Origin of the sequence: Ottowia sp. SB7-C50, from assembly GCF_033110285.1 — a bacterium.
Classification (GTDB): Bacteria; Pseudomonadota; Gammaproteobacteria; order Burkholderiales; family Burkholderiaceae_C; genus Ottowia.
Genome location: NZ_CP136995.1, coordinates 3,479,747 through 3,504,045, shown reverse-complemented (window position 1 = coordinate 3,504,045; position 24,299 = coordinate 3,479,747). Strand labels below are relative to the sequence as shown.

Below are 24,299 nucleotides of genomic sequence, written 5' to 3'. Positions count from 1 at the left end.
ATGCGCGCCGGCGCGTTGCCAGCGCGAACTCACGACGGCAGTGCCGACCCCAGCACCGGCTTGGCCCAATCCGGTGTGCGCGCCCATTGCGCGACGTCATCAGCGGTCGGCCAGGTGAGACGTCCGCGCTGAAACACCGCCACCGGCAGCGGGTCGGGAATCGGCTCGCCCGGCGCCACGCTGGCGCTGTTGTCGAACACCCGCACCTCGGCCAGATCGGGCAGCAGTGCGATCAGGTTGGCGATGCTGGCCGTCCAGCGCTCGCGGATCTTGGCCTCCGGGATGTTGTGGCCGCCGACCGCCACGCGCGCCTGCACGCGGGCGATGTGCAGCTCGGGCGAGGCCAGGCCGCAGAACCACACCAGCACGTCGTGCGTGCCGGTGGCGGCTTTCAGGCGCGCGGCCACGCTGTGGCCGCCCAGCGTAGTTTCAAAGGCAAAGCTGCGGCCGGCGCTCACGGCATCGTCCAGCCGGCGCATGCCCTCGGTCCAGGCGGCAGCGTTGGCGGCGGTGGGGTCACAGCCGGTGGCGGTGACGAGTTCGCGGGCGAAGGTGTCGGGGTTGAACCAGGCCAGCCCGGCGCGTGTGAGCAGATGGCCGCCGATGGAGCTTTTGCCGGCACCGTTGACGCCGGCCAGGACGTAGATGACGGGGCGGGCGGTCATGTAAGGTGCCAATCTGGCTTGGGCGCTGATTCAGCCAGCGCAGATAGCTATCAAAACAGGAGTTTTAGAGGTGGTAGAAGCGTCGCCGTCAGTGGCTGTCGCCGGCCTTCACTTCGCTATCCAGCGCCATCGGCCCGCCCAGCACGCCGCGCAGACGGTCGCCCGCGTCGTCTCGCGCCAGCGTGGCCAGCCGCTCGTCAAAGCGGCGGCGCAGGTGGTCGAGCGCGGCGTCCTGCTGCATCTGCGCGCCTTGCGCAGCCTGCATCAGCCGCTGGTATTCGTCGGTCGAGAGGATCACCGCCTCGGGCTGGTCGTGGTTGGTGACCAGCACCTTGCCCTCGCGCCCCACGGTGCGCATCACGCCGCGCCAGCCGAGTTTCTTGACCTCGGACGCGGGTGTGCGGGACAACTGGTCAAAGTGGTCGAGTGCAGCGATGGCGGGCATGGCAGTCCTTCGTGTGGCAAGGGCTAATTTGGCCATTATGGGCCAAATGGGCCAATTGGAAAATGGCCCAAGCCCACGGCCAGCGCCACCGCTGGCGCTCAAGCTCGCCGTTGAAGCCGGCGGCCCGCGTGCCAGCTTCGAACGCCACGCGGGCGTTCAAGGCGTGGTGTCCACCACCTGGACCACCGACATCATGCCCTTGTCCTCGTGCTCGAGGATGTGGCAGTGGTAGACGTAGCGGCCGATCTGCTCCGGGCGGTCGAACCGGATGCGCAGGCGAATCCAGCCGCCGGGGTCGATGGGGTAGGTGTCGTGGAAAGCGCCGTCCTTGGTGGCCGGCAGCGCGGCCACGTTGGGCGCCGGGCCGCGGTTGGACTCGAGCACCTCGAACTTCGACTGATGGACGTGGAAGTTGTGCAGCTCGCCCGACTGGTTGGACACCACCCAGGTTTCGGCGTAGTCGCGCTGGCCGATCGGCGCGCCGACGCACATGTCCACCCGGTCGTGCGCGAATTCGCGGTAGGGCTGGCTGGGCGCCACGTCGGCCGGCGCGCCGCGCCAGCCGCTGCGGGTCTCGGTGACCATGCCGAACACTTCGGGCGCTGCCCGCGCGTCAGCCGGTCGGTGACGCGCCTGTGCTTACCCGCAGCACCTCTTCGCCATAGCGCTCCAGCTTGGTCGCGCCGATGCCGCTGACGCCGTGCAGGTCGTCCAGCGTCTGCGGTGCGCGCGCGGCGATGGCGGCCAGCGTGGCGTCGTGAAAGATCACGTAGGCGGGCAGGTTGTGCTCGCGCGCCACTTCGCCGCGCCAGGCTTTCAGGGCGGCGAAACGGGCCTGCCCGGCGGCGTCCAGGTCGGCGGCGGCGGCCGGCGCGCTGGCCGTGCGTTCGCCGCGTTTCTTGCGCACGCGCTCGCGCGGGGCGGGCGCGGTGGCGGCGCGCAGGCGCACGGGTTGCTCACCCTTCAGGATGGGGCGCGCCTCGGGCAGCAGCTTCAGCGTGTTGAAGGCCTGCGCGTCGACGTGCAGGGCGCCGACGGCGATCAGCTGCCGCAGCACGCCGCGCAGTTGCGGCTCTGAATACTCGGCGCCGATGCCGAAGGTGGACAGCTGCTCGTGCCCGAACTGCGCCACCTTCTCGGTCGACTTGCCGCGCAAAATGTCCATGATGTGGCCGGCGCCGAAGCCGATGCCGCTTTGCTGCTGCACGCGGTAGATGGTGGACAGCAGCTTGCGGGCGCAGTCGGTGGCGTCCCATACGTCGGGCGGGTTCAGGCAGTTGTCGCAGTTGCCGCAGTGCCAACGTGAATAGGTGCCGGATGGTCCGCTGGCGCTTTCTGGATCAGCGCTGATAGCTATTGAATCAGTAGCTTCTGACGACCCCATCGCCTCGCCAAAATAGCCCAGCAGCCGCGCGCGCCGGCAGTCGGTGGCCTCGGCCAGCGCCAGCAGGGCGTCCAGCTTGCCGCGCATCACCTGCTTGAAGTCTTCCTCGGCCGGGCTTTCGTCGATCATGCGGCGCTGGTTGACCACGTCCTGCAGGCCGTAGGCCATCCAGGCGTCGGCGGGCGCGCCATCGCGGCCGGCGCGGCCCGTCTCCTGGTAATAGCCTTCGATGTTCTTCGGCATGTCGACGTGGGCGACAAAACGCACGTCGGGCTTGTCGATGCCCATGCCGAAGGCGATGGTGGCCGTCATCACCACGCCTTCTTCGCGCAGAAAGCGGTCCTGGTTGCGCTGGCGCTCGTCGGCGGGCAGGCCGGCGTGGTAAGGCAGCGCGTCAATGCCGTGCTCGCACAGTGTCTGCGCCAGCTCTTCGACGCGCTTGCGCGACTGGCAGTAGACGATGCCGGCCTCGCCCTCGTGCTCGCGCTGGATCAGCTGCAGCAGCTGGCGCGTGGCGTCCTTCTTTTCGACGATGGTGTAGCGGATGTTGGGCCGGTCGAAGCTGCTGACGAACTGGCGCGCCTCGTGCAACTGCAGCCGCTCGACGATGTCGGCACGCGTCACCGCATCGGCCGTGGCGGTGAGCGCCACGCGCGGCACGCTGGGCCAGCGCTGGTGCAGCACCGTCAGCTGCCGGTATTCAGGGCGGAAGTCGTGGCCCCATTGGCTCACGCAATGCGCTTCGTCGATGGCGAACAGGCTCAGTTGGCCGTGGGCGTGCAGCGTGTCCAGCAGGCCCAGAAAGCGCGGCGTGCCCACGCGCTCGGGCGCGGCGTACAGCAGCGTCAGCTGGCCGGCCAGCAGGCGGCGCTCGATGTCCTCGGTTTGCTCCCAGTCCAGCGTCGAATTGAGAAACGCCGCCGCCACGCCCGCCTCGTGCAGCGCGCCCACCTGATCGTGCATCAGCGCGATCAGCGGCGATATCACCAGCGTCACGCCCTCCCCGGCGCGCTGCCGCACGATGGCCGGCACCTGATAGCACAGCGACTTGCCGCCGCCGGTCGGCATCAGCACCAGTGCGTCGCCGCCCGCCGTGACGTGGTCGACGATGGCCTGCTGCTGGCCGCGGAAGCTGTCGTAGCCAAAGACGTCGCGCAGGATAGCCTGGGGCGCGCTGGGGGACATGGGGAGACGGTCGTTCAAAACAAAAGCGAAGCCAAAAGCCAGCGCGCATTGTCGCCGCCGGACGCGCGGACGGGGCGCGGCGTGTCAGGACCAGCCTGGGGCTGGACGTGATGGGGTGAGCGCAAGGCGGACGCCTTGCAACGCGCCAACGAAATGCCCCCTATGCACAAGGCATTCATCCAGGCAGTTTCGGTGTTGGCGACGCAGGGTCTTGAGATCATCGCTGAGGTTCAGCACAGCAGAATCACGCTCGTCATGTCACCCTCGACCGGCTACCTGGCCCTGGCCGCCCACCGATGGCCAGCGCCGCTTCATCCGAAGCATCGACAGCATGCTCTCATTATTGGAGCTGCTTGCGCTTGATATACAAGCACTGGAGGCCAATTCGGCATCAAACCCCAGTCCCACGCCGCGCCTGGGCATGGCCCCCACTCACTGCGCGCCGTGCCACCCGACGCCCTGCGCGAAGCCGGGTGCCCAGCGGCGAAACCGCACGCCGCGCGGCAAACGCACGCGGTAGCCCACGGCGAGGGTGGCGTCGAGGTTGTAGAGCTGCGCGTGGTATTGCTTGCCGTCGGCCGCAGTTGTCAAGGATTCCTTGACAACTGCTTTTGCACCTAACTCTTTGTCTGAAAAGACATTTTTCAGGTGCAGCGAAATGTTCTGTTTGGTCGCGTCAAACAACTCGGCCATATCAAGCTGAGTCAGCCACACGGTTTGCTGATCAGCCCGCAGCTTGATCTGGCTGCGGCCGTCTTCGGTGGTGTAGAGAATGAGTTCGCTCATGAGTGGGCTTGGTGGGCAGCGGCGGCAAAGGGCCTCGGCACGTGTAGGCTTGGCTGTGCGACTGCCAGCATGCCCACGCCCCATGACCACCCCTGCGCCCTTTCACCTTCACCCCGGCAGCGCCCCTCTGCTGATCTCGTTCCCCCATGTCGGCACGCACGTCCCGCCTGACCTTTCGGCGCGGTTGACGCCCAAGGCGCGCGAGGTGCACGACACCGACTGGCATCTGCCGCGCCTGTACGACTTTGCGCGGGGGCTGGGTGCGTCGTTGCTCGTCGCCACGCATTCGCGCTACGTGATCGACCTGAATCGCCCGCCAGACGGCGCCAGCCTGTACCCCGGCCAGAGCGTGACGGCGCTGTGCCCGGTCGACGATTTCGATGGCGAGCGGATTTACCGCGATGCCGCCGACGAGCCGGCCGCCGATGAGGTGGCCGAGCGCCGCGCCGCCCTCTGGCAGCCGTACCACGATGCGCTGGCGGCCGAGCTGGCGCGCATCCGCGCCGCGCACGGCGTGGCGGTGCTGTGGGACGCGCACTCGATCCGCTCCGTGCTGCCGCGCTTCTTCGACGGCAAGTTGCCCGATCTGAACCTGGGCACGGCGGACGGCACCAGTTGCGCGCCCGAGCTGGCGCAAGAGCTGCTGCGCGTGGCCGGATCGGCGCCCGGTTTCACGGCGGTGCTCAATGGCCGATTCAAGGGCGGCCACATCACGCGCGCGCACGGCCGTCCGCACGAAGGCGTGCACGCGGTGCAGCTGGAAATGACGCAAAGCAGCTACATGCAAGAGGCGATGCCCTTCGACTACCTGCCCGAGCAGGCCGCGCGCATCCAGCCGACGCTGGAACGCCTGCTGCAAACGGCGCTGGCGTTTGCGCGGCGTGCTGGCCATCAAGTCTGATTGCTGCTGTTTTGATAGCTGCTTGCGCTTGTCCCCAGGGCGCCGGCGGCCAATTTGACGGCTCACCCGCGTTCATGCACCGACTTTCTACAATGGCACGCATGACACTGCCCGCCTACACCCGCGCCGCCCAACTGCCCGACATCCTGCGTCAACGCCTCGTCATTCTGGATGGCGCTATGGGCACCATGATCCAGCGCTTCAAGCTGACCGAGGCGCAGTTTCGCGGCGAGCGCTTCCAGGACTTCCCGCGCGATGTGAAGGGCAACAACGAATTGCTGTCGCTGACCCGGCCCGACGTCATCGGCGCCATTCACGAGCAGTACCTGGCCGCGGGCGCCGACCTGATCGAGACCAACACCTTCGGCGCCACCAGCATCGCGCAGGCCGACTACGACATGGCGCATCTTGCGCGCGAGATGAACGTCGAATCGGCCCGCCTCGCCCGCGCGGCGTGCGACCAGTACAGCACGCCCGACAAGCCGCGCTTCGTCGCCGGCGCCCTGGGCCCCACGCCCAAGACGGCCAGCATCAGCCCCGACGTCAACGACCCCGGCGCGCGCAACGTGACGTTTGAGCAGCTGCGCGCTGCCTATCTGGAGCAGACGCTGGGCCTGATCGAAGGCGGCGCCGATGTGCTGCTGGTCGAAACCATCTTCGACACCCTCAACGCCAAGGCCGCGCTGTTCGCCATCGACGAAGCCTTCGAGCAGACCGGCGAACGCCTGCCCATCATGATCAGCGGCACGGTGACCGATGCGTCAGGCCGCGTGCTGAGCGGCCAGACCGTCACCGCCTTCTGGTACAGCGTGCGCCACGCGCAGCCGCTGTCGGTGGGCCTGAACTGCGCGCTGGGCGCCGCACTGATGCGCCCCTACATCCAGGAGCTCAACCGCGCTGCGCCCGACACCTTCATCAGCTGCTACCCCAACGCCGGCCTGCCCAACCCGATGAGCGATACCGGCTTCGACGAAACCCCCCGAGGTCACCAGCCGCCTGGTGCACGAATTTGCCGCCGAGGGGCTGGTCAACATCGTCGGCGGCTGCTGCGGCACCACGCCGGACCACATCGGCGCCATCGCGAATGCCGTGGGGCCGCTGGCGCCGCGCGGCGTGCAGGCGGCGGGGTTTTATCGGGACGCGGCCTGAGCCTTTGAATGCGCCACGGTGTCTGCGCAAGCGCGGGCACAGGGACGATGACGGTTTGCGCATTCCCGCGTTCGCGGGATGACGCGGAAGGGGCGGTGGCGCGAGCGTTTGGGCGGCGCGCGCCGGACAGCTCAGCCGCCCAGCCCGGCGGCGCGCCACGCCACCGCCGCCACATGATCGGCCGCCGCCCAAGGCGGCAATTCGACGGCGGCGCTGCGCACGCCGGCCAGGCGCGCGGACAGCGCGGACGACCATTCGACGAGCGGCTGGCCGATGCATTTCAGGCGCGCTTCGTGCGCCGCCCACGCGGCGGCAAATGCTATTGAAAAAGTAGCTTCATGCGCTTCCTGGTCCAGCGCTGCAGCCATATTTGGCTCAAGAAACAAATGCGCCGCGCGGCGCAGCTCGTCGGCGTCGCTGGCGGCGGGTACGCGGACCACATCCACGCCAACCGCGCCGTCGGGGCACAGCGCGAGCAGGCTCAGCGCATGTTCGTGGCTGATCGACAGGCCGATGCGTTCATGCCCGGCCGCGCGCACCGGCTGACCGCGTGTGTCGCTGAGGTCGATGGCTTCGGGCGCGCAACCCAAGTCATGCGCCAGCAGGCTGCGCAACGCAGCGCGCGCGTGCTGGCGTGCCAGGCGACGCGCCGCTTCGGGCGGGGCGCCGGCGGGCGCGACCGGGGCGGGCAGCACGTACACGCGCGGGGCGCCGGGCGCTTCGTCGCCGGCGAAGCCACAGCGCGTGGGCTGCGCATTGCCCTCAGAGACCATCGCTCAGGCCGCCCACACACAGCGCCACGGCGCCCGCCACGCCCGGACGCCGTGGTCGGGGCCTGCCCGACCCTCCGCGTCGTCCCCGCTGAGGGCGAATGCCGCAGGCCGATCAGGCCGGCGCACTCGATCTCCACGGCGCGGCCGGCAGGCCGTGCCAGCGCGTGCGCTCGGGAATGTTCTCGCCCTTCATCACCAGCGTCAGCGGGCCCAGGTGCGCCCCGTCGCCCACCTGCGCGCCATACAGCACGGTGCAGCGCGGGCCCAGGGTGACGCGGCTGCCGATGCGCACGTGGTCGACCTTCATCACGCGGTCTTCAAACAGGTGCGTCTGCGGGCAGCACAGCGCGTTCAGTTCGCTGTGGTCGCCGATGTGCACGCAGTCGAATTCGGTCATGTCGGTGGTGTCCAGGTACACGCCGCGCCCGATCTTGGCGCCCAGCAGGTTGAGCGCGTCCGACAGCCAGGGCGTGCCGCGCAGGTAGCGCAGGAACCACGGCACGGCGATGCCTTCGTACATGTTGGTGGCGGCTTCGCTCAGCCAGACGAACGGCGTCCACATCGGCACCGCGCGCTGGCGGTAGCGGCCCAGCAGCAGCCACTTGAACAGCGCCACGAACAGGAAGGTGGCAAAGCCGAACACCACGCCGCCCACGGCCAGGTCCAGCGCCACGGCGCCCCAGCGGTCCTGTTCGGCCAGCGGCATCGCGTCCAGCACGATGGCGTAGCCGGCGGCAATCACCAGCGCGTGCGGCGCGGCGATGCGGAAGGCCTCGACCAGCCCGCGGCCCAGCTTGCGCCAGGGGGAGGGCGCAAAAGTCAGGTGCTCGGGAAAGCCGCTGTTGACCTCGCGCGCCGGCAGGTGCATGGGCGGCGAGCCCAGCCAGGTGTCGCCGTCGCGCATGGTGGCGTTGCGCGGCACCGCGCTCATCACGCCGATCAGCACGTTTTCGGGGATGGTGGTGCCGTCGGGCACGTAGGCGCTGTTGCCCACAAAGCTGCGGCGCGACACCACGGTGGGCTGCACCGTCATCCAGCCGCCGTCGATGTGCTCGTCGCCCAGCATCACGGCGTCGGCGATGAAGCATTCGTCGCCCAGCGTCAGCATGTCGGGCACCACGCCCAGCGCGGTCGACAGCTCGGTCTCCTTGCCCACCTTGGCGCCCAGCAGCCGGTACCAGGTGGCCGAATACACCGTGGCGTAGATGCCGTGCAGCACCGCCAGGCTCGACTCCTGGATCTGGTTGACCAGCCATTTGCCCAGGTAGCGGTTGCTGTGCACCGGCCACGAGCCGGCCTTCATCTTGGGCAGGAAGGCGTAGCGGATGCCGGCCGAGATCAGCGCGGTGAGCACGATCATCACCACGCTGGCCGGCAAGGCCAGCAGGAAGAACTTGACGAAGCGCAGGCCAAACGCCTGCACCGCCGTGATCGAGCCATCGTCCAGCAGCGGACGCACCGAGATCTGCGGCACGTCCAGCCAGTCGATCAGCATGAAGGTGGGAAACACCGGCATGAAGAACAGCACGGCAATGGCCAGCGACCCCAGGACGAAGAACAAGCCCTCCAGCACGCGGCGTGCTTCGCTGACCGGCGGGCGCGGCGGCAGGCTGGCGGGGTCGAAATCACCGCGCTCGCGCGCCGGCGAGCCCGCCCACACCTTGCGCGCCGGCACCACCGTGCCGTCCTGCAGCGCCGACTGGCCGTCCACGTGGCCCCAGTCGTCGATGCGGGTATTGCCCTCGACCACCACGTAGGAGCCGACGCTGACGTTGCGCCCGATGTCGATGGCGCCCAGATGCAGCCAGCCGCCTTCGACGCGCGCGTTCTCCAGGTTGACGCCGTTGCCGATGCTGCTGCCTTCGCCCACGCGCAGCAGCTCGGGCACGCGCAGCGTGATCGAGCCCAGCACCACGTCGCGCCCGATGCGCGCGCCCAGCGCGCCCAGCCACATGCGGTACAGCGACGAGCCGCTGATCATGTACACCGGCGCGGCTTCGATCAGCCGGTCGGTCAGCCACCAGCGGAAGTACGTCAAGCCCCAGAGCGGATAGCGCCCCGGCTTCAGTCGTCCCGCGATCAGCCACTTGCCTGCCCAGGCGGCGGCAAAGGCGGCCAGCGTGGCGCCCAGATAGGCCAGCAGCGACATCGCGACCGCTCTTCCGACCGTGTCGTCCGCATCGCCGGTGAAGAAGTGGTACATGAAAAACGGCGCCAGCCACTGGGCCATCTTGATCAGCACCAGGAACGGAATCGCCACCCCTTGCGCGATGCCGCAGCGCCAGCGCCGCCAGGCGCTGTGCAGCAGGAACGGGCGCTCCGCCGTGGCGTCGGCGCCGATCATGCCGGCTTGCAGGGCCTCGGCGATCAGGCCGATCTTGCGGTTCTGGTAGATGTCGGCCACCGTGGCCTGGGCAAAGCGCGGGTCCTGCCGCAGCGTGCTGGTGATGCGCGCGGCAAACAGCGAATGGCCGCCCAGGTCGCTGAAGAAATCCAGCTCGCGCCGGATCGGCTGGCCCGGAAACAGCTTTTCGAGCGCGGCAAACAGCACCTGTTCGGCCGGCGTCTCGGGCGTGTCGCTGCCTTCGGCGGGCGCGGCGGCCGTCAGCGGCTGCGCTTTCAGCACCTTGCGGTCGATCTTGCCGCTTTGCAGGCGCGGCATGGCCGGCAGCGGCTCGAAGCGCGCCGGCACCATGTAGGGCGGCAGCTTTTCGGCCAGGCCGGTGCGCAGGTCCTTCACCGCCGGCGGCGTGGCACCGCTGGGCACGTAGAAGGCCACCAGCTGGTCGATGTCGCCTTCCTTGCGCAGCAGGACGGCGGTGGTGCCCACGCCGGGCTGGTCGGCCAGCACGGCCTCGATCTCGCCCAGCTCGACGCGGAAGCCGCGAATCTTCACCTGGTCGTCGGCGCGGCCCAGGCACTGCATCTGCGGCGTGCCGTCGCTCTTGTATTCGACCTTGGCCAGGTCGCCCGTGCGGTACAGGCGCGCCTCTTGTTCGTTGCGCGCCCAGGGGTTGGGCAGGAATTTCTCGGCCGTCAGATCGGGCCGGCCCAGGTAGCCGGCGGCCACGCCAGGGCCGGTGATGCACAGCTCGCCGGTTTCGCCAAACGGCAATATCTTCAGCGGCGGCACCACGCCATTCACGATGCTGTCCGGGTCGATCACCTCGATGACCAGCAGCCCGTAGTTGGGCAGCGCCTCGCCAATCGTCACCGGCTCGCCGGCCTTCAGCTCGGCCAGCGACGCCGACACCGTGGCCTCGGTCGGGCCGTAGGTGTTGAACATCTGTCGCCCCGGCGCCCACTTTTCGACCAGCGCCTGCGGGCACATTTCGCCGCCCAGGTTGATGATGCGCAGGCCCGGCACGTCCTGCGCGAACAGCGCCAGCAGCGTGGGCACGGCGTGCAGCACCGTCACGTCGTTCTCGATCAGCGCGCGCGGCAGCGCCTCGGGGTCGCCAGCAATCTCCTTCGGCGCTATCCAGAGCGTGGCGCCGACCAGGTAGCTGATCCAGATCTCCTCGAAGCTCATGTCGAAGGCGACCGAAAAGCCCTGGTACACGCGGTCGTCCTCGCGCACGCCCAGGCGCGCGTTCTCGCTGCGCAAAAAGTGGCTGATGCTGCCCTGCGTGATGGCGATGCCCTTGGGCTTGCCGGTGGAGCCGCTGGTGTAGATGACGTAGGCGGTGTGCTCCGGCAGCGCGCCTTCGCGGCGCTTCAAGGCCGTACCTTCAGGCAGCGGCGCCAGCAGCTCATGCGCCGTCAGAATCTGTGCCGAAATGTCGCTTTGCGCGCGTGCAGACTGCCCATGGTGCTCATCAATCAATAGCGCCTTGGCGGCCGCGTCGTCCAGGCAGACGGCGATGCGGTCGGTGGGCACGTCGGCGTCGAAGGGTAGCCACGCGGCGCCGGTCTTGGCAATGCCCAGCTGCAGCGTCAGCAGCTCGATGCCGCGCGGGTGCCACAGGCCCACCATGTCGCCGGGCTGCACGCCGGCCTCGATCAGCCGGTGCGCCACGCGGTCGGCGTCGTGGTTCAACTCGGCGTAGGTCACGCGGCGGGCGTCGAACATCAGCGCCGTCTTGTCCGGTACGCGGGCGGCCGTGGCCTCGAAGATGTCCGCCAGGATTTCGTGGCGCAGCAGGTCGGGGGCGTCGGGGCCGTGAAGGATGGGCAGTGGCGACATGGACAAAGGTGGAGCGGAGGAAGCCCAGCCTTCACGCGGCACGGAAGGTGGCGGTTGACAGTGACAGCAAGCGGCACATGGTAGCCCGTGTTGTGCAGCACGGTTGCCGGACGGCGCCGCAATCGGCTTCGGTACATTCCCGACATGTCTGCCCCCTCTCCCGATGCTGCTGTCGCTGCAGGGCCCGCGCCGCCGGCTGATCTACGTCGCGCTCTACGAACTGATCGCCATCGCCGTGGTGACGGTGGCGCTGGCCGCGTTCACCGACCACGGCATGGGCAGCTCGGGCGGCGTGGCGGTGGGCAGTTCGGCCATTGCGGTGGTGTGGAACCTGGTGTTCAACGCGCTGTTCGAGCGCTGGGAACGCCGCCAGCCGGCGCGCGGGCGCAGCGTGGCGCGCCGCGTCGCGCATGCCATCGGCTTTGAAGGCGGGCTGCTGCTGTGGCTGGTGCCGTTCATCGCCTGGTGGCTGGACGTGAGCCTGTGGCAGGCGCTGCTGCTGGACGTGGGGCTGCTGCTGTTCTTTCTGGTCTACACCCTCGTCTTCACCTGGGTGTTTGACCGCTTGTTCGGGTTGCCGGCGGGCATAGATTCCCCCTGAGTCGGCCTTCGGCCGCCTTTCCCCCAGGGGGACGACGCGAGCGGCCGGGCCAAGCCCGCTCCGCCGCGCCCTGGCATGGCCTGCTTCGCGGCCTTTTGAGCCTTCAGCCACGCGACAATCCAGCCCATGCTCCAACTCGCCGACATCCAAGCCGCCGCCGCCCGCCTGCAGGGCCAGGTGCTCGACACGCCCTGCGTCGAATCGCGCACGCTGTCGCAGGTGACGGGCGCGCACGTTTTCCTGAAGATGGAAAACCTGCAGTTCACCGCCTCGTTCAAGGAGCGGGGCGCGTGCAACAAGCTGGTGCAGCTATCGAATGAGGAGCGTGCGCGCGGCGTGGTGGCCATGAGCGCCGGCAACCACGCGCAGGGCGTGGCGTTTCATGCGCAGCGGCTGGGCATTCGCGCCGTCATCGTCATGCCGCGCTTCACCCCGGGCGTGAAGGTGGCGCGCACGCGCGGTTTCGGCGCCGAAGTCATCCTGCACGGCGACACGCTCGATGCCGCCAGCGAGCATGCACGGGCCCTGGCGCGCGAGCAAGGGCTGACTTTCGTCCACCCGTTCGACGACCCCGCCATCATGGCCGGCCAGGGCACGCTGGCGCTGGAGATGCTGGACGAGCGGCCTGATCTGGACACGTTGGTGGTGCCGATTGGCGGCGGTGGCCTCATCAGCGGCGTGGCGACGGCGGTCAAGGCGATCCAGCCCGGCATCCGCGTGGTGGGCGTGCAGACGGCGCGCTTTCCGGGCGCGGTAAACGCCATCACCGGCAGTGCGCACCCACAGGGTGCCAGCACCATCGCCGAGGGCATCGCCGTCAGCAGCCCCGGCGCGCTGTGCCTGCCGCTGATCCGCCAGCACGTCGATGACCTGCTGCTGGTGGACGAGGGCGACATCGAGCAGGCCATCGTCATGCTGCTGGAGATCGAGAAAACACTGTCCGAAGGCGCGGGCGCGGCGGCGCTGGCGGCGCTGCTGCGGCATCCAGAGCAGTTCAAGGACCGCCGCGTGGGGCTGGTGCTGTCGGGCGGCAACATCGACCCGATGCTGCTGGCGGCCATCATTGGGCGCGGCATGGTGCGATCAGGGCGCCTGGCGCGCATCGTCGTCAGCGCGCGCGACGTGCCCGGCTCGCTGGCGCGCGTGACGGCGCTGGTGGCCGAATGCGGCGCCAACGTGCAGGAGATTCACCACCAGCGCGCCTTCACCCTGCTGGCGGCGCAAAACGTCGAGATCGAGATGGTGCTGCAGACGCGCGACGCCGCGCACATCGAGGAACTGCTGGCGCGGCTGAAGGCCGAGGGGCTGGAGGCGCGCTGGCTGGGTGGGAAGTGAGGGTGGGTTCCCTGATACCGAATACCGGACGCGAAGGACGCGAAGGGTTCGCGAAGGACGCGAAAGAAACAGCCAAAAGATTCTTTGTTTTTTTTTCTGCGTCCTCTGCGAAATCTCTGCGTCCTCTGCGTCCGGCTGTTGGGTCTGCAGGCCGAAATCAGGTGCCAGCGCCTGTCATACAAGCGCAGGTAGCTATAAAATCAGGAGTGAGGCGCGCCTTCGCCGTCATCACGGCAGCCCGCGCAGGTGCCGTGCACGGCCAGATCGACGCGTGCGGCGGTGTGGCCGTGCTCGGCCAGCGTGCGGCGCAGCGCGTCGGCCACGGCCTGCGTCGGTGCGTCGGCGCCCTGCAGCGGAAACTGGGTGTGGCAGGCGTCGCATTCAAAGTGCGGAACGCCGGCCGGCGCGGCGGCGGCGTCCACGCCCTGCCAGCGAAAGCGCCACGCGCGCTCGCCCGGGGCGGTGTGCCGCGCCAGCAGGCCGGCGGCGACCAGACGGTCCAGCAGACGGTACAGCGTGACGGCATTGACCGGCTCGCCCGCCTGCGCCAGCGCGGCGGCCACGTCGGCGTGCGTCGGCGCCCAGGCTGGCCCGGCCGCGCTGAACACGCCCGCCACGCCCAGCACCGCGCGCGTGCTGCGCAGGCCCGCGCGGTGCAGGCGCGGGCCGAGGGTGGCGGGGTCGAAGGCGGGCATGGGGTGGTGCGCGGGGTTTGAACAGCGTGCATTATTGCAACTCAGTTGCGATATGATCGCGCTCCCTCTGGCTTGTTGCAAGTTTCTTGCATTTTAGGCTTGGGAAGCCAACACTTGAAAAGCTGAGTCATTCCCGCGCAGGCGGCCATTCAGTCAACCGCGGATGCGCCCTTGGATTGCCGCCTGTGCGGAAATGACGGATGAAAAGGCGTTTTCAAGTGCATGGCTTTCGGACCCAAGCCTTCGTGAGTTGTCCCTTTTTTGCCCATGACCCCTCCCTTGCCGCTTCGCCGTCTGCCGCTGCTGCTGCGCTCGGCCGGCTGGCGTCTGCTGATCGCGGCGCTGCTGGGCGCTGCCCTGTTGCTGCTGTGGCGCTGGGCGCTGCAGGGCGGAGGGGCCTGAGTTGGCGCCGCAAGCCATCACCCTGCACGACCTGACGCTGGGCTACGACGGGCACCCCGCCGTGCACCACGTGTCGGGCGTGATCCGGCCCGGCGCGCTGTTGGCCGTGGTGGGGCCCAACGGCGCCGGCAAGTCGACACTGATCAAGGCGCTGGCCGGGCTGCTCAAGCCCCTTGGCGGGCGCATTGACGGACTGGCAGGCCAGCGTGTGGCCTACCTGCCGCAGCAGGCCACGCTGGAGCGTGGGTTTCCGATTGGGGTGGGCGAATTCGCCGCCATGGGGCTGTGGCATGAAACGGGGGCGTTTGGCGGCTTTTCGGGCGACCAGCGCGAGCGCGTCCGGGCCGCGCTGGCCGCCGTAGGGCTGGAAGGGCATGCCCGCCAGCCGCTCGACACCCTGTCGGGCGGGCAACTGCAGCGCACGCTGTTTGCACGCCTGATGCTGCAGGATGCGCCCATTTTGCTGCTGGATGAGCCCTTTTCGGCCATCGACCAGCGCACCACGGCCGATTTGCTGCAACTGCTGCGGCAATGGCACGCGGCCGGCAAGACGGTGCTGGCCGTGCTGCACGACCTGCACCAGGTGCGCGAGGCCTTCCCCGACACCCTGATGCTGGCGCGCGAGCTGGTGGCCTGGGGGCCGACCGCCGACGTGCTGAACCCCGCCAATCAGCAACGCCTGCGCGCCATGCCCGAGGCGTTCGATGCGCGGGCGCCGGTGTGTGAGGTGGCGGTGGGCGAGGCTGCGTACAGCCACGGCCACCACCACGACCATGATCATCGGAGCGCCGCGGCCCCTCACATTCCTTCGACAAGCTCAGGACAGGCCGAGCCGCTGCCCCGCGGTGCGAGGGAGCCACAGCCATGACGCCCGACCTCGCCGACACCGGCCTGTGGGCGCTGCTGGTCGGCCCGCTGGTCGAATTCGGCTTCATGCGCCGCGCGCTGGTGGGCTGCGTGGCGCTGTCGCTCAGTTGCGCGCCGGTCGGCGTGTTCTTGCTGCTGCGCCGCATGAGCCTGACCGGCGACGCCATGGCGCACGCCATCCTGCCGGGCGCGGCCATCGGCTACCTGCTGGCGGGGCTGTCGCTGCCGGCCATGACGTTCGGCGGCATCGTCGCCGGGCTGCTGGTGGCCATCGGCTCGGGGCTGGTGGCGCGCTCCACGGTGCTGCGCGAGGACGCCAGCCTGGCCGCGTTCTATCTGCTCAGTCTGGCGCTGGGCGTGCTGATCATCTCCACGCGCGGCAGCAGCGTCGATCTGCTGCATGTGCTGTTCGGCACCGTGCTGGCGCTGAACGACGCCGCGCTTGGCCTGCTGGTGGGCATCGCGATCTTCACGCTGCTGGCGCTGGCCGTGATGTACCGCGCGCTGCTGCTCGAATGCCTGGACCCGCAGTTTTTGCGCAGCGTGAGCCGCCTGTCGCCGCTGGCGCACTACGGTTTTCTGGGGCTGCTGGTGATCAACCTGGTGGCTGGTTTTCATGCGCTGGGCACGTTGATGGCCGTCGGCATCATGGTGCTGCCCGCCGCCACCGCGCGCCTGTGGGTGCGCAGCGTGCCGGCGCTGATGGCGCTGGCCGCGGCGCTGGCGCTGGTGGCGGGCGTGGCGGGGCTGCTGATCAGCTACCACGCCGATTGGCCGACCAGCCCGACCATCGTGCTGGGGCTGGGGGCGGCGTATCTGGTGTCGCTGGTCGTTGGTCGCCACGGGGCGTGGCGCGGCGGGCAGCGGCGGCGCCGTCACCTTCAAGCCTGATGCGCCTTTGAGTCAAATCGGCCCCCGGCGCTTGTCTATCAAGCGCAAGCAGCTATCAATTCAGTAGTTTTCAGGAGCGTGTCATGTTCGTATTGTTTCGCCGCCGCGTCGCCTTGGCTGGGGCGCTGGCCAGCGTGTTGGCCGCGCCCGCGCCTGCCCGCGCCGCCGAGCCGCTGCGCGTGGTGGCCACTTTCAGCATCCTGGGCGACTTGGTACGGCAAGTGGGCGGCGAGCGCGTGGCGGTGCAGACGCTGGTGGGCCCCGGCGCCGATGCGCACGTGTTCCAGCCCGCGCCGACGCACGCGCGCCAGGTGGGGCAGGCGCAGCTGGTGGTCTCCAACGGGCTGGGCTATGAAGGCTGGATGCCGCGCCTGCTGCAAAGCACCGGCTACAAAGGCCCGCAGGTCGTGGCGACGCAGGGCATCAAGCCCATCAAAGGCGACAAGGATCACGGCCATGACCACGGCCACGCCGATCCGCACGCCTGGCAAAGCGTGCCCAACGCGATCCTCTACGTGAAGAACATCGCCGACGGCCTTTGCGCCGCCGACGCCGCTGGCTGCGCCGCCTACCGCGCCGGCGCCGCGCGCACCACGGACGAGCTGAAAAAGCTGGATGCCGACATTCGCACCGCCTGGGCGCCGATCGCGCCGGCCGAGCGCAAGGTGATCACGTCGCACGCGGCGTACGCGTACTATGGGCAAGCGTACGACGTGCGGTTTCTGTCGCCGCAAGGCGTCAGCACCGAGAGCGAGGCCTCGGCCAAGGGCGTGGCGCAGCTGGTGCGGCAGATTCGGCGCGACGGCATCCGCGCGCTGTTCATCGAAAACGTGTCCGACCCGCGCCTGATCGAGCAGATCGCGCGCGAAACGGGGCTGAAACCCGCCGGACGCTTGTTCTCTGATTCGCTCACGCCGCCCGGCGGCGGCGCGCCCACGTACGTGGACATGATGCGCGCCAATACGCAGGCGCTGGTGCGCGCGGTTGCGGGCCGTCTCTGAATCGGAACGCCGCGCCCGAAGCTACAAGTGGAAGTCGCCCGCGGCTTCCGGCTGATACAGCACTTGCTTGATGCGGATGTCGCGGGTTCGGTTTGAAACGCGCCAGTTGAAGGCATCGCCCGCCTTGTATCCCAGGATCGCGGTGCCGATGCCGCAGCCGACCGACAGCTTGCCGGCATCGTCGTCTGCATCTTCCGGATACACCAACGCAACCTCCATGGGCTGGTCGTCCACCGCCAGCAAGACCCGGGAGTTCATGGTGACGACATCCTGCGCCATTTGCGCTGGATCGACGACGAACGCGCGCTCGATCTCGTGCTCCAGCTCAAAGTATTCCGCCGATTGGCCCAGCTCGATCAGGCTGTAAAGCCGCGCCTTGTCGACCTCGGTGATGGAAATGCCGGCCGCCTGCGTCGCATGACCTTCGCGCAGCAGCCGACGATAGCGCTGCGCGCTCATGGCAAGTGACGTGAGCGCAGGCGTCTCGCTATCCGGCACGAAGCCGCTGCGCAGAAACGCCTTGATCGACCGCGTGTTGTCGGGGTGGATCTTGGCGATGAGCTTTTCGGCCCGCATGTCGAAAAAGGCGAGCTTCATGCCTTCGCGGATCGCGCTGGCGCCGAGACTGCGGCCCCAGGTGTCGCGGTTGCCGATGACCAGCACCATTTCGCAGTCGGTGCCGTTCTTGACCAGACGCACAAAGCCCACCGGCACGTTATGCCGGTCATAGGCCATGAAGAATCGGCCGCCCTGGTTGAACACGTGGGTAAGAATCGGCAACTGCACCCGGCCGACGACCTGCTCGATGAACCGGGAGACATGGCGCGAGTCGCTCAGATAGCGCGTCACGTCCTCGTCTTCCAGCCAGTCGATCAGGGTCAGGGCGTTGCTTCGGGTGATCTCTGGACACAAGGAAACAAAAGGCTGGTTCATCTTTACCCCGCTGGGACTCAAGAATGAAAGCCTTTCATGGCCCAGGCCATGACGGTTCTTTCGACAAAGTACGCATTTTAAGAAGACGCGCCTGCCGCCGCCGCACGTGCCGGCCTTACCCGAGCGCCGCGTGCCTGTCAATCGACCTGATGCGGCTCAGCCGGCCGACCGGGGCGCGGCTGGCGCGCAAGGTCTTGGCCAGCTGGATAAAATTGCGGCTTCGGGTCAAGGAGCGTTGCAGCACGCGGCGCCGGTTTTTGAAGGAAATCGGTCACCACCGCTTGTCAGGCTTGCCCGGTCAGCTATCTTATGCATAGCATCGCAACGACGCTCGCCTGTTTCCTGTTCAGGTGAGATCATGACCCCAACCGTCCCTCCCCCGCTCCAGCTATCGGGTCTGGAACCGCTCCTCATCGCCGAGGACACGCTGTTCGTCAACGTCGGCGAGCGCACCAACGTCACCGGCTCCAAGGCGTTCGCGCGCATGATCCTGAACGGCCAGTTCGAGGAAGCCCTGGCCGTGGCGCGCCAGCAGGTCGAAAACGGCGCCCAGGTGGTCGACGTGAACATGGACGAGGCCATGCTCGACAGCCAGGCGGCGATGGTCAAGTTCTTGAACCTGATGGCCAGCGAGCCCGACATTGCCCGCGTGCCGGTGATGGTCGACAGCAGCAAGTGGAGCGTGATCGAGGCCGGCCTGCGCTGCCTGCAGGGCAAGGGCATCGTCAACTCCATCAGCATGAAAGAGGGCGTGGACGAGTTCAAGCGCCAGGCGCGCCTGGTCAAGCGCTATGGCGCCGCCGCCGTGGTGATGGCGTTTGACGAGCAGGGCCAGGCCGATACCTTTGCGCGCAAGATCGAGATCTGCGAGCGCGCCTACCGCGTGCTGGTCGACGAAGTGGGCTTTCCGCCCGAAGACATCATCTTCGACCCCAACATCTTCGCCATTGCCACCGGCATCGAGGAGCACAACCACTACGCGGTGGATTTCATCGAAGCCACGCAGTGGATCAAGCAGAACCTGCCGGGCGCCAAGGTGTCGGGCGGTGTGAGCAACGTCAGCTTCAGCTTCCGCGGCAACGACCCGGTGCGCGAGGCGATCCACACCGTGTTTCTGTACCACGCCATCAAGGCCGGCATGGACATGGGCATCGTCAATGCCGGCATGGTGGGCGTGTACGACGACCTGGAGCCCACGCTGCGCGAGCGCGTGGAAGACGTGGTGCTGGACCGCCGGCCCGACGCCGCCGAGCGCCTGCTTGAAATCGCCGAATCCGCCAAGGGCGCGGCCAAGGACGACAGCAAGAAGCTGGAATGGCGCGGCACGCCCGACAAGCCGGTGCCCGTGGGCGATCGCCTGTCGCATTCGCTGGTGCACGGCATCACGGACTTCATCGTGGAAGACACCGAAGAGGCGTACCAGCAGATCGTGGCCCAGGGCGGCCGCCCGCTGCACGTGATCGAAGGGCCGTTGATGGACGGCATGAACGTGGTGGGCGACCTGTTTGGCGCCGGCAAGATGTTCCTGCCGCAGGTGGTGAAAAGCGCGCGCGTGATGAAGCAGGCCGTGGCGCACCTGCTGCCCTACATCGAGGCCGAGAAGAAGGCCATGGAACAGGCCGGCGCCGACGTCAAGGCCAAGGGCAAGATCGTCATCGCCACGGTGAAGGGCGACGTGCACGACATCGGCAAGAACATCGTCACCGTGGTCTTGCAGTGCAACAACTTCGAAGTGGTGAACATGGGCGTGATGGTGCCCGCGCACGAAATCCTCAAGAAGGCCAAGGACGAAGGCGCCGACATCGTGGGCCTGAGTGGCCTCATCACGCCCAGCCTGGAAGAAATGCAGCATGTGGCTGGCGAGATGCAGAAGGATGCGCACTTCCGCGAGCGCAACATTCCGCTGTTGATCGGCGGTGCCACCACCAGCCGCGTGCACACGGCGGTGAAGATCGCGCCGCACTACGACGGCCCCGTGGTCTACGTGCCCGACGCCTCGCGCAGCGTGGGCGTGGCGCAGGGCCTGCTGGGTGAGGGCGCGGCGCAGTTCGTGGCCGAAACGCAGGCCGACTACGAGGCCGTGCGCCAGCGCCATGCCAACCGCAAGCAGACGCCCGTATGGCCGCTGGACAAGGCGCGCGCCAACGCCACGCGCATCGACTGGGCCGGCTACCAGCCGCCCGCGCCCAAGTTCATCGGCCGCCGCGTCATCAAGAACATCGACCTGGCCGATCTGGTGCCCTTCATCGACTGGACGCCGTTCTTCCAGACCTGGGATTTGGCGGGCAAATACCCCGCCATCCTGACCGACGAGGTGGTTGGCACAGAGGCCACGCGCGTGTTCAACGACGCACAGGCCATGCTGAAGAAAATCGTGGATGGCCGCTGGCTCACCGCGCACGCGGTGGTCGGCTTCTGGCCCGCCAACACGGTGCGCAGCGACGATATCGAACTGTATGCCGATGAATCGCGCCAGCAGGTCGCACTCACCTGGTACGGCTTGCGCCAGCAGACCGTGAAAGAGGAAGACGCCGACGGCCAGATGCGCCCGAGCCGCTGCCTGGCTGACTTCATCGCGCCCGCGAATGCTATTGAATCAGGAGCTGCATCCGCAGGACAGAACAGCGCTGGCGGCCTGAAAAGCGTCAAAGACCACATCGGCGCCTTCGCCATCACCGCCGGCATCGGCGTGGATGAAAAGGTCGCCGAATTCATGGCCGCCCACGACGACTACAGCGCCATCACCTTGAAAGCCCTGGCCGACCGCCTGGCCGAAGCCGGCGCCGAATGGCTGCACCACCGCGTGCGCACCGACTGGTGGGGCTACGCGGCGGGCGAGCTCCTGACCAACGAAGAACTGATCGCCGAAAAATACGTCGGCATCCGCCCCGCGCCCGGCTACCCCGCCTGCCCGGATCACCGCGTGAAGAAGCCGTTGTTCGAGCTGCTGAACGTGGCCGAGATCGACATGGGCCTGACCGACAGCTACGCCATGACACCCGCCGCCGCCGTCAGCGGCTTCTACTTCAGCCACCCCGACAGCACCTACTTCAGCGTCGGCAAGATCGACGAGGATCAGGCGCGCGACATGGCCGACCGCAGCGGCGCGCCGCTGGCCGAGGTGGAGCGGGCGTTGGCGCCTAATTTGGGGTTGTGAGGGCGGCTTGCGGCCTGCTGGCCGTCGTGACAGTCTGGCGTCGGCGCAAATAGCCACGGCGATAACCGCTGGTCCGGCGTTCTTCGCCATCGTCCGGGCTCCGCAGCGACACGATGGCGGGCGTCACACGACGCGCTTTCGTTGAGCAAGGGTAGCTAAAACGCGGCGGCATCCCTTCAAGCCGCCTGCGACCCCCGATGCGCCCACGCCGTGGTGTGTTTCTCGACGAAGCTGAACAGCTCGTACATAGCCATCGCCATCACGCCCACCACCAGCAGGCCGGCGAAGGCCAGGGCCATTTGCATGGATGAGCCGGCGGAGATGAGCAGGTAGCCGATGCCTTCGTTGGACGCGGTCATTTCCGACACGGTGGTGCCGACGAAGGCCAGGGTGATGGCGACCTTGAGCGAGCCCCAGAAGTAGGGCATGGAGCGCGGCAGGCCGACCTTGGTCAGCACGTCCCAGCGCTTGGCGCCCAGCACGCGCAGCACGTCTTCCAGCTCGGGCTCCAGCGTGGCCAGGCCGGTGGCGATGTTGACGGTGATGGGAAAGAACGAGATCAGGAAAGCCGTCAGCACCGCCGGGCCGACGCCGATGCCGAACCACACCACCAGGATCGGGATGAACGCTGCCTTGGGCAGGGCGTTGAAGGCGGTCATCAGCGGGTAGATGGCGGTGTAGGCCAGCCGTGACGAGCCGATGATGAAGCCGAGCAGCACGCCGACCACGATGGCGATGCCGAAGCCGACCATCGTCACCCAGAAGGTGCGCCAGGCGTGCTTGGCGATTTCGGCGTGAAACTCCACCAGCTTGGCCCAGATGGCCGAGGGCGCGGGAAAGACGAATTCCGACACCTGAAAGCCGCGGCAGATCAGTTCCCACAGCACGATGATGATCGCCATCAGGATGAAGGGCGACGCGCGCTCCAGCATGCGGCGGCGTTGGGCGGCGGTCATGCTCATTGCGCCATCTCCACGCCGGTCTTGCGCATGGCGCCAATGTGGCCGCGCAGCTCATGCACGATGTCGGTGAATTCGGGCGTGTAGGTCACTTCCAGGTCGCGTGGGCGCGGCAGGTCGATCTCGCGCCGCACCACGAAGCGGCCGGGGCTCTTGCTCATCACATACACCGTGTCGGCCAGAAAGACGCTTTCACGCAGGTCGTGCGTGACCAGGATGACGTTGAAGCGCTGCGCCTGCCACAGGTCGCGCAGCGTGCACCACAGCTCTTCTCGCGTAAAGGCGTCCAGCGCGCCGAAGGGCTCGTCCAGCAGCAGCATCTTGGGCTCGTGGATCAGCGCGCGGCAGATGCTGGCACGCTGCTGCATGCCGCCCGACAGTTGCCACGGGTACTTGTCCGCATAGCCATCCAGGCCCACCTGGCGCAAAAGTGCCCGCGCGCGCTCGACGTACTGGGCTTTCTTGCTTCTAAATTGAGAGCGGTACGGCTCCACGATCTCCAGCGGCAGCAGCACGTTGTCGAGCGTGGTGCGCCAGGGCAGCAGCGACGACGCCTGAAACGCCATGCCCGAAATCTTCAGCGGCCCGGTGACGGGCGCGCCGTCGATCACGATCTGCCCGCTCGACGGGCGCTTCAAGCCCGTCGCCAGCTTCATGAAGGTCGATTTGCCGCAGCCCGACGGGCCGACGATGGCGATGAATTCGCCCTGCCGCACCTTCAGGTCGATGGCCTCCACGGCGAACTGGCCCTTGGCCAGCAACTCGTCGTTGTAAGCCAGCCAGACGTCGCGGAAGTCGATGAACGGCGTGGTGGAGTCAGGGGCCGCCATGCGCTTATTTCTTGGCCGGCGGCAGCACGTTCAGCTCGGCCTTGGGCGGCAAAAAGCTCCCGTTCCACACCGCGTCGGGGTTGACGCGCGTCTTGGTGCCGTACGCGTCCGACACCTGCGACGCCATCAGCGACAGGCGGCCGGGCACGACCTGGCCGAAACCTTCGGCGCGCGCGTCCGGGCTGGCGATGACGTAGTCGATCGCCATCTGCAGCCGGCGCACCTCCATCGGCACGTTGACGATGCCGTCGCGCTGCTTCACGTAGTCGACGGCGGCGGTCGGGTTGGCCATGACCTCCTTGGCGCCCTTGGCAAAGGCGGACAAAAAGGCCTTGATCGCGCCCGGGTTCTCCTTCAGCAGCTTCTGGCTGGCGATGATGGCGTTGCCATACAGCTTGACGCCGTGGTCGGCGTAGGGCATCAGCAGCACATCGGCCGCCTTGGCGCCGCGCGCTTCCAGGTTCAGCAGCGACGTGAACGAGAAGCCGGTGATGGCGTCGACGTCGCCGCGCATCAGCATGGTTTCGCGCAGCGGCGGGTCCATCGACACCCAGTTGACGGCGCCCACGCCGTTGGCCTTCTGGAACACCGGAAAACCGCGCCGGCCGGCGTCGAATACCGGCGCGCCCAGCTTCTTGCCGGCCAGGTCGGCCGGCTTGGCAATGCCGGACTTCTTCAGCGCGAACACGGCTGCCGGGGTGTTGTTGTAGACCATCATCACCGCCACCGGCTTGTTGGGCGCGTCGGGGTTGTTGGCGTGGAATTCCATCAGCGCCGCCAGATCGGCAAAGCCCAGGTCGTACGCGCCCGAGGCCACGCGCGTCACCGCGCCGCCCGAGCCGTTGCCGGCGTCCACCGCCACGTCCAGCCCCGCCTGCTTGAAGTAGCCCTTGGCCAGCGGCTGCAGAAACAGCGCCGCCGGGCCTTCAAAACGCCAGTCCAGCTGAAACTTGATCGGCGTGGCGGCCTGGGCCAGCGCTGGCGGCGCGGCCACGGCGGCGGCCAGGCTGGCGCCCAGGGCGAGGCAATGGCGTCGGGTCAGGGTCATGGGTGCGTGCTCCAGATGGGGTGGCAAGAGTGGATGGCGAATGCCGTCAGCAAGAACGATGCCACAACCGGGCGCTGGTGGTCATCCGGACAATCCCGTTTGCCGT

General features: G+C 67.9%; 21 protein-coding genes, 1 pseudogene and 1 riboswitch. Of the genes and pseudogenes, 10 read left to right on the top strand and 12 right to left on the bottom strand.

The window, feature by feature from the left end:
* Positions 1-29 precede the first annotated feature (29 nt).
* The 5 genes from R0D99_RS16745 to rhuM all read right to left on the bottom strand — a co-directional run bounded on the left by R0D99_RS16745 (position 30) and on the right by rhuM (position 4,465).
* On the bottom strand, positions 30-665 hold the full coding sequence (locus R0D99_RS16745) for an AAA family ATPase (RefSeq protein WP_317749297.1): 636 nt from the start codon (positions 663-665) through the stop codon (positions 30-32).
* A gap of 88 nt (positions 666-753) precedes the next feature.
* Positions 754-1,110, bottom strand: a complete 357-nt coding sequence (locus R0D99_RS16740) for a type II toxin-antitoxin system Phd/YefM family antitoxin (protein WP_317749296.1) — start codon at positions 1,108-1,110, stop codon at positions 754-756.
* Between the two features lie 156 nt (positions 1,111-1,266).
* Complete coding sequence (locus tag R0D99_RS16735) at positions 1,267-1,695, bottom strand: multicopper oxidase domain-containing protein (RefSeq protein WP_317749295.1); 429 nt, start codon at positions 1,693-1,695, stop codon at positions 1,267-1,269.
* Positions 1,696-1,723: 28 nt separating this feature from the next.
* A complete protein-coding gene (locus R0D99_RS16730; RefSeq protein ID WP_317749294.1) occupies positions 1,724-3,679 on the bottom strand; it encodes a RecQ family ATP-dependent DNA helicase in 1,956 nt (651 codons plus the stop codon).
* A 432-nt stretch (positions 3,680-4,111) separates the two neighbouring features.
* Positions 4,112-4,465, bottom strand: a complete 354-nt coding sequence (gene rhuM / locus R0D99_RS16725) for a RhuM family protein (RefSeq protein WP_317749293.1) — start codon at positions 4,463-4,465, stop codon at positions 4,112-4,114.
* Between the two features lie 82 nt (positions 4,466-4,547).
* Between rhuM and hutG the strand changes: the two genes are divergently transcribed.
* Together hutG and R0D99_RS16715 are read left to right on the top strand one after the other, a co-directional pair.
* The gene (gene hutG, locus R0D99_RS16720; protein ID WP_317749292.1) at positions 4,548-5,366 is read left to right on the top strand and encodes an N-formylglutamate deformylase; all 819 of its coding nucleotides are present in this window, start codon (positions 4,548-4,550) and stop codon (positions 5,364-5,366) included.
* 101 nt (positions 5,367-5,467) lie between these two features.
* A pseudogene (locus R0D99_RS16715) lies at positions 5,468-6,515 on the top strand (homocysteine S-methyltransferase family protein).
* A gap of 131 nt (positions 6,516-6,646) precedes the next feature.
* Here R0D99_RS16715 and R0D99_RS16710 read toward each other — a convergent pair.
* Complete coding sequence (locus tag R0D99_RS16710) at positions 6,647-7,288, bottom strand: 4'-phosphopantetheinyl transferase superfamily protein (RefSeq protein ID WP_317749291.1); 642 nt, start codon at positions 7,286-7,288, stop codon at positions 6,647-6,649.
* Positions 7,289-7,400: 112 nt separating this feature from the next.
* On the bottom strand, positions 7,401-11,474 hold the full coding sequence (locus tag R0D99_RS16705) for a Pls/PosA family non-ribosomal peptide synthetase (RefSeq protein ID WP_317749290.1): 4,074 nt from the start codon (positions 11,472-11,474) through the stop codon (positions 7,401-7,403).
* Positions 11,475-11,637: 163 nt separating this feature from the next.
* On the opposite strand from R0D99_RS16705, the gene R0D99_RS16700 reads away from it, so the two are divergent.
* Positions 11,638-12,075 (top strand): PACE efflux transporter, encoded by a 438-nt coding sequence (locus R0D99_RS16700; protein WP_317749289.1) that lies wholly within the window; start codon positions 11,638-11,640, stop codon positions 12,073-12,075.
* A gap of 126 nt (positions 12,076-12,201) precedes the next feature.
* Positions 12,202-13,410 (top strand): threonine ammonia-lyase, encoded by a 1,209-nt coding sequence (locus R0D99_RS16695; RefSeq protein WP_317749288.1) that lies wholly within the window; start codon positions 12,202-12,204, stop codon positions 13,408-13,410.
* Positions 13,411-13,610: 200 nt separating this feature from the next.
* Here R0D99_RS16695 and R0D99_RS16690 read toward each other — a convergent pair whose 3' ends face one another.
* Positions 13,611-14,105, bottom strand: a complete 495-nt coding sequence (locus R0D99_RS16690) for a Fur family transcriptional regulator (RefSeq protein ID WP_317749287.1) — start codon at positions 14,103-14,105, stop codon at positions 13,611-13,613.
* A 279-nt stretch (positions 14,106-14,384) separates the two neighbouring features.
* Here R0D99_RS16690 and R0D99_RS16685 point away from each other — a divergent pair, with 279 nt between their 5' ends.
* The 4 genes from R0D99_RS16685 to R0D99_RS16670 all read left to right on the top strand — a co-directional run bounded on the left by R0D99_RS16685 (position 14,385) and on the right by R0D99_RS16670 (position 17,266).
* Positions 14,385-14,507, top strand: a complete 123-nt coding sequence (locus R0D99_RS16685; RefSeq protein WP_317749286.1) for a hypothetical protein — start codon at positions 14,385-14,387, stop codon at positions 14,505-14,507.
* Position 14,508: 1 nt separating this feature from the next.
* Positions 14,509-15,375, top strand: a complete 867-nt coding sequence (locus tag R0D99_RS16680; protein WP_317749285.1) for an ABC transporter ATP-binding protein — start codon at positions 14,509-14,511, stop codon at positions 15,373-15,375.
* Positions 15,372-16,265: a metal ABC transporter permease gene (locus R0D99_RS16675; protein WP_317749284.1), complete on the top strand. Its 894-nt coding sequence runs from the start codon at positions 15,372-15,374 to the stop codon at positions 16,263-16,265. Before R0D99_RS16680 ends, R0D99_RS16675 begins: the two co-directional genes overlap by 4 nt.
* Before the next feature lie 83 nt (positions 16,266-16,348).
* Positions 16,349-17,266 carry a metal ABC transporter solute-binding protein, Zn/Mn family gene (locus R0D99_RS16670; RefSeq protein WP_317749283.1) on the top strand — a complete coding sequence of 306 codons (918 nt, stop codon included), beginning with the start codon at positions 16,349-16,351 and terminating at the stop codon, positions 17,264-17,266.
* A 21-nt stretch (positions 17,267-17,287) separates the two neighbouring features.
* Here R0D99_RS16670 and R0D99_RS16665 read toward each other — a convergent pair whose 3' ends face one another.
* The gene (locus tag R0D99_RS16665; RefSeq protein ID WP_317749282.1) at positions 17,288-18,199 is read right to left on the bottom strand and encodes a bifunctional GNAT family N-acetyltransferase/nucleoside diphosphate kinase regulator; all 912 of its coding nucleotides are present in this window, start codon (positions 18,197-18,199) and stop codon (positions 17,288-17,290) included.
* Positions 18,200-18,420: 221 nt separating this feature from the next.
* Positions 18,421-18,539, top strand: a riboswitch (S-adenosyl-L-homocysteine riboswitch).
* A gap of 18 nt (positions 18,540-18,557) precedes the next feature.
* On the opposite strand from R0D99_RS16665, the gene metH reads away from it, so the two are divergent.
* The gene (gene metH, locus R0D99_RS16660; RefSeq protein ID WP_317749281.1) at positions 18,558-21,356 is read left to right on the top strand and encodes a methionine synthase; all 2,799 of its coding nucleotides are present in this window, start codon (positions 18,558-18,560) and stop codon (positions 21,354-21,356) included.
* Complete coding sequence (locus R0D99_RS17385; protein WP_416366010.1) at positions 21,353-21,409, top strand: hypothetical protein; 57 nt, start codon at positions 21,353-21,355, stop codon at positions 21,407-21,409. The genes metH and R0D99_RS17385 overlap by 4 nt, the downstream gene beginning before the upstream one ends.
* A gap of 123 nt (positions 21,410-21,532) precedes the next feature.
* Here the strand turns inward: R0D99_RS17385 and R0D99_RS16655 are convergent, their stop codons facing one another.
* Genes R0D99_RS16655 through R0D99_RS16645 form a run of 3 tightly spaced genes read right to left on the bottom strand, consistent with a single transcriptional unit; the run spans position 21,533 to position 24,193 of the window.
* Entirely contained in the window at positions 21,533-22,318 is a 786-nt protein-coding gene (locus R0D99_RS16655) for an ABC transporter permease (RefSeq protein WP_317749280.1), read from the bottom strand.
* A complete protein-coding gene (locus R0D99_RS16650; RefSeq protein WP_317749279.1) occupies positions 22,315-23,145 on the bottom strand; it encodes an ABC transporter ATP-binding protein in 831 nt (276 codons plus the stop codon). Before R0D99_RS16650 ends, R0D99_RS16655 begins: the two co-directional genes overlap by 4 nt.
* A gap of 4 nt (positions 23,146-23,149) precedes the next feature.
* Complete coding sequence (locus R0D99_RS16645; RefSeq protein WP_317749278.1) at positions 23,150-24,193, bottom strand: ABC transporter substrate-binding protein; 1,044 nt, start codon at positions 24,191-24,193, stop codon at positions 23,150-23,152.
* Positions 24,194-24,299 lie beyond the last annotated feature (106 nt).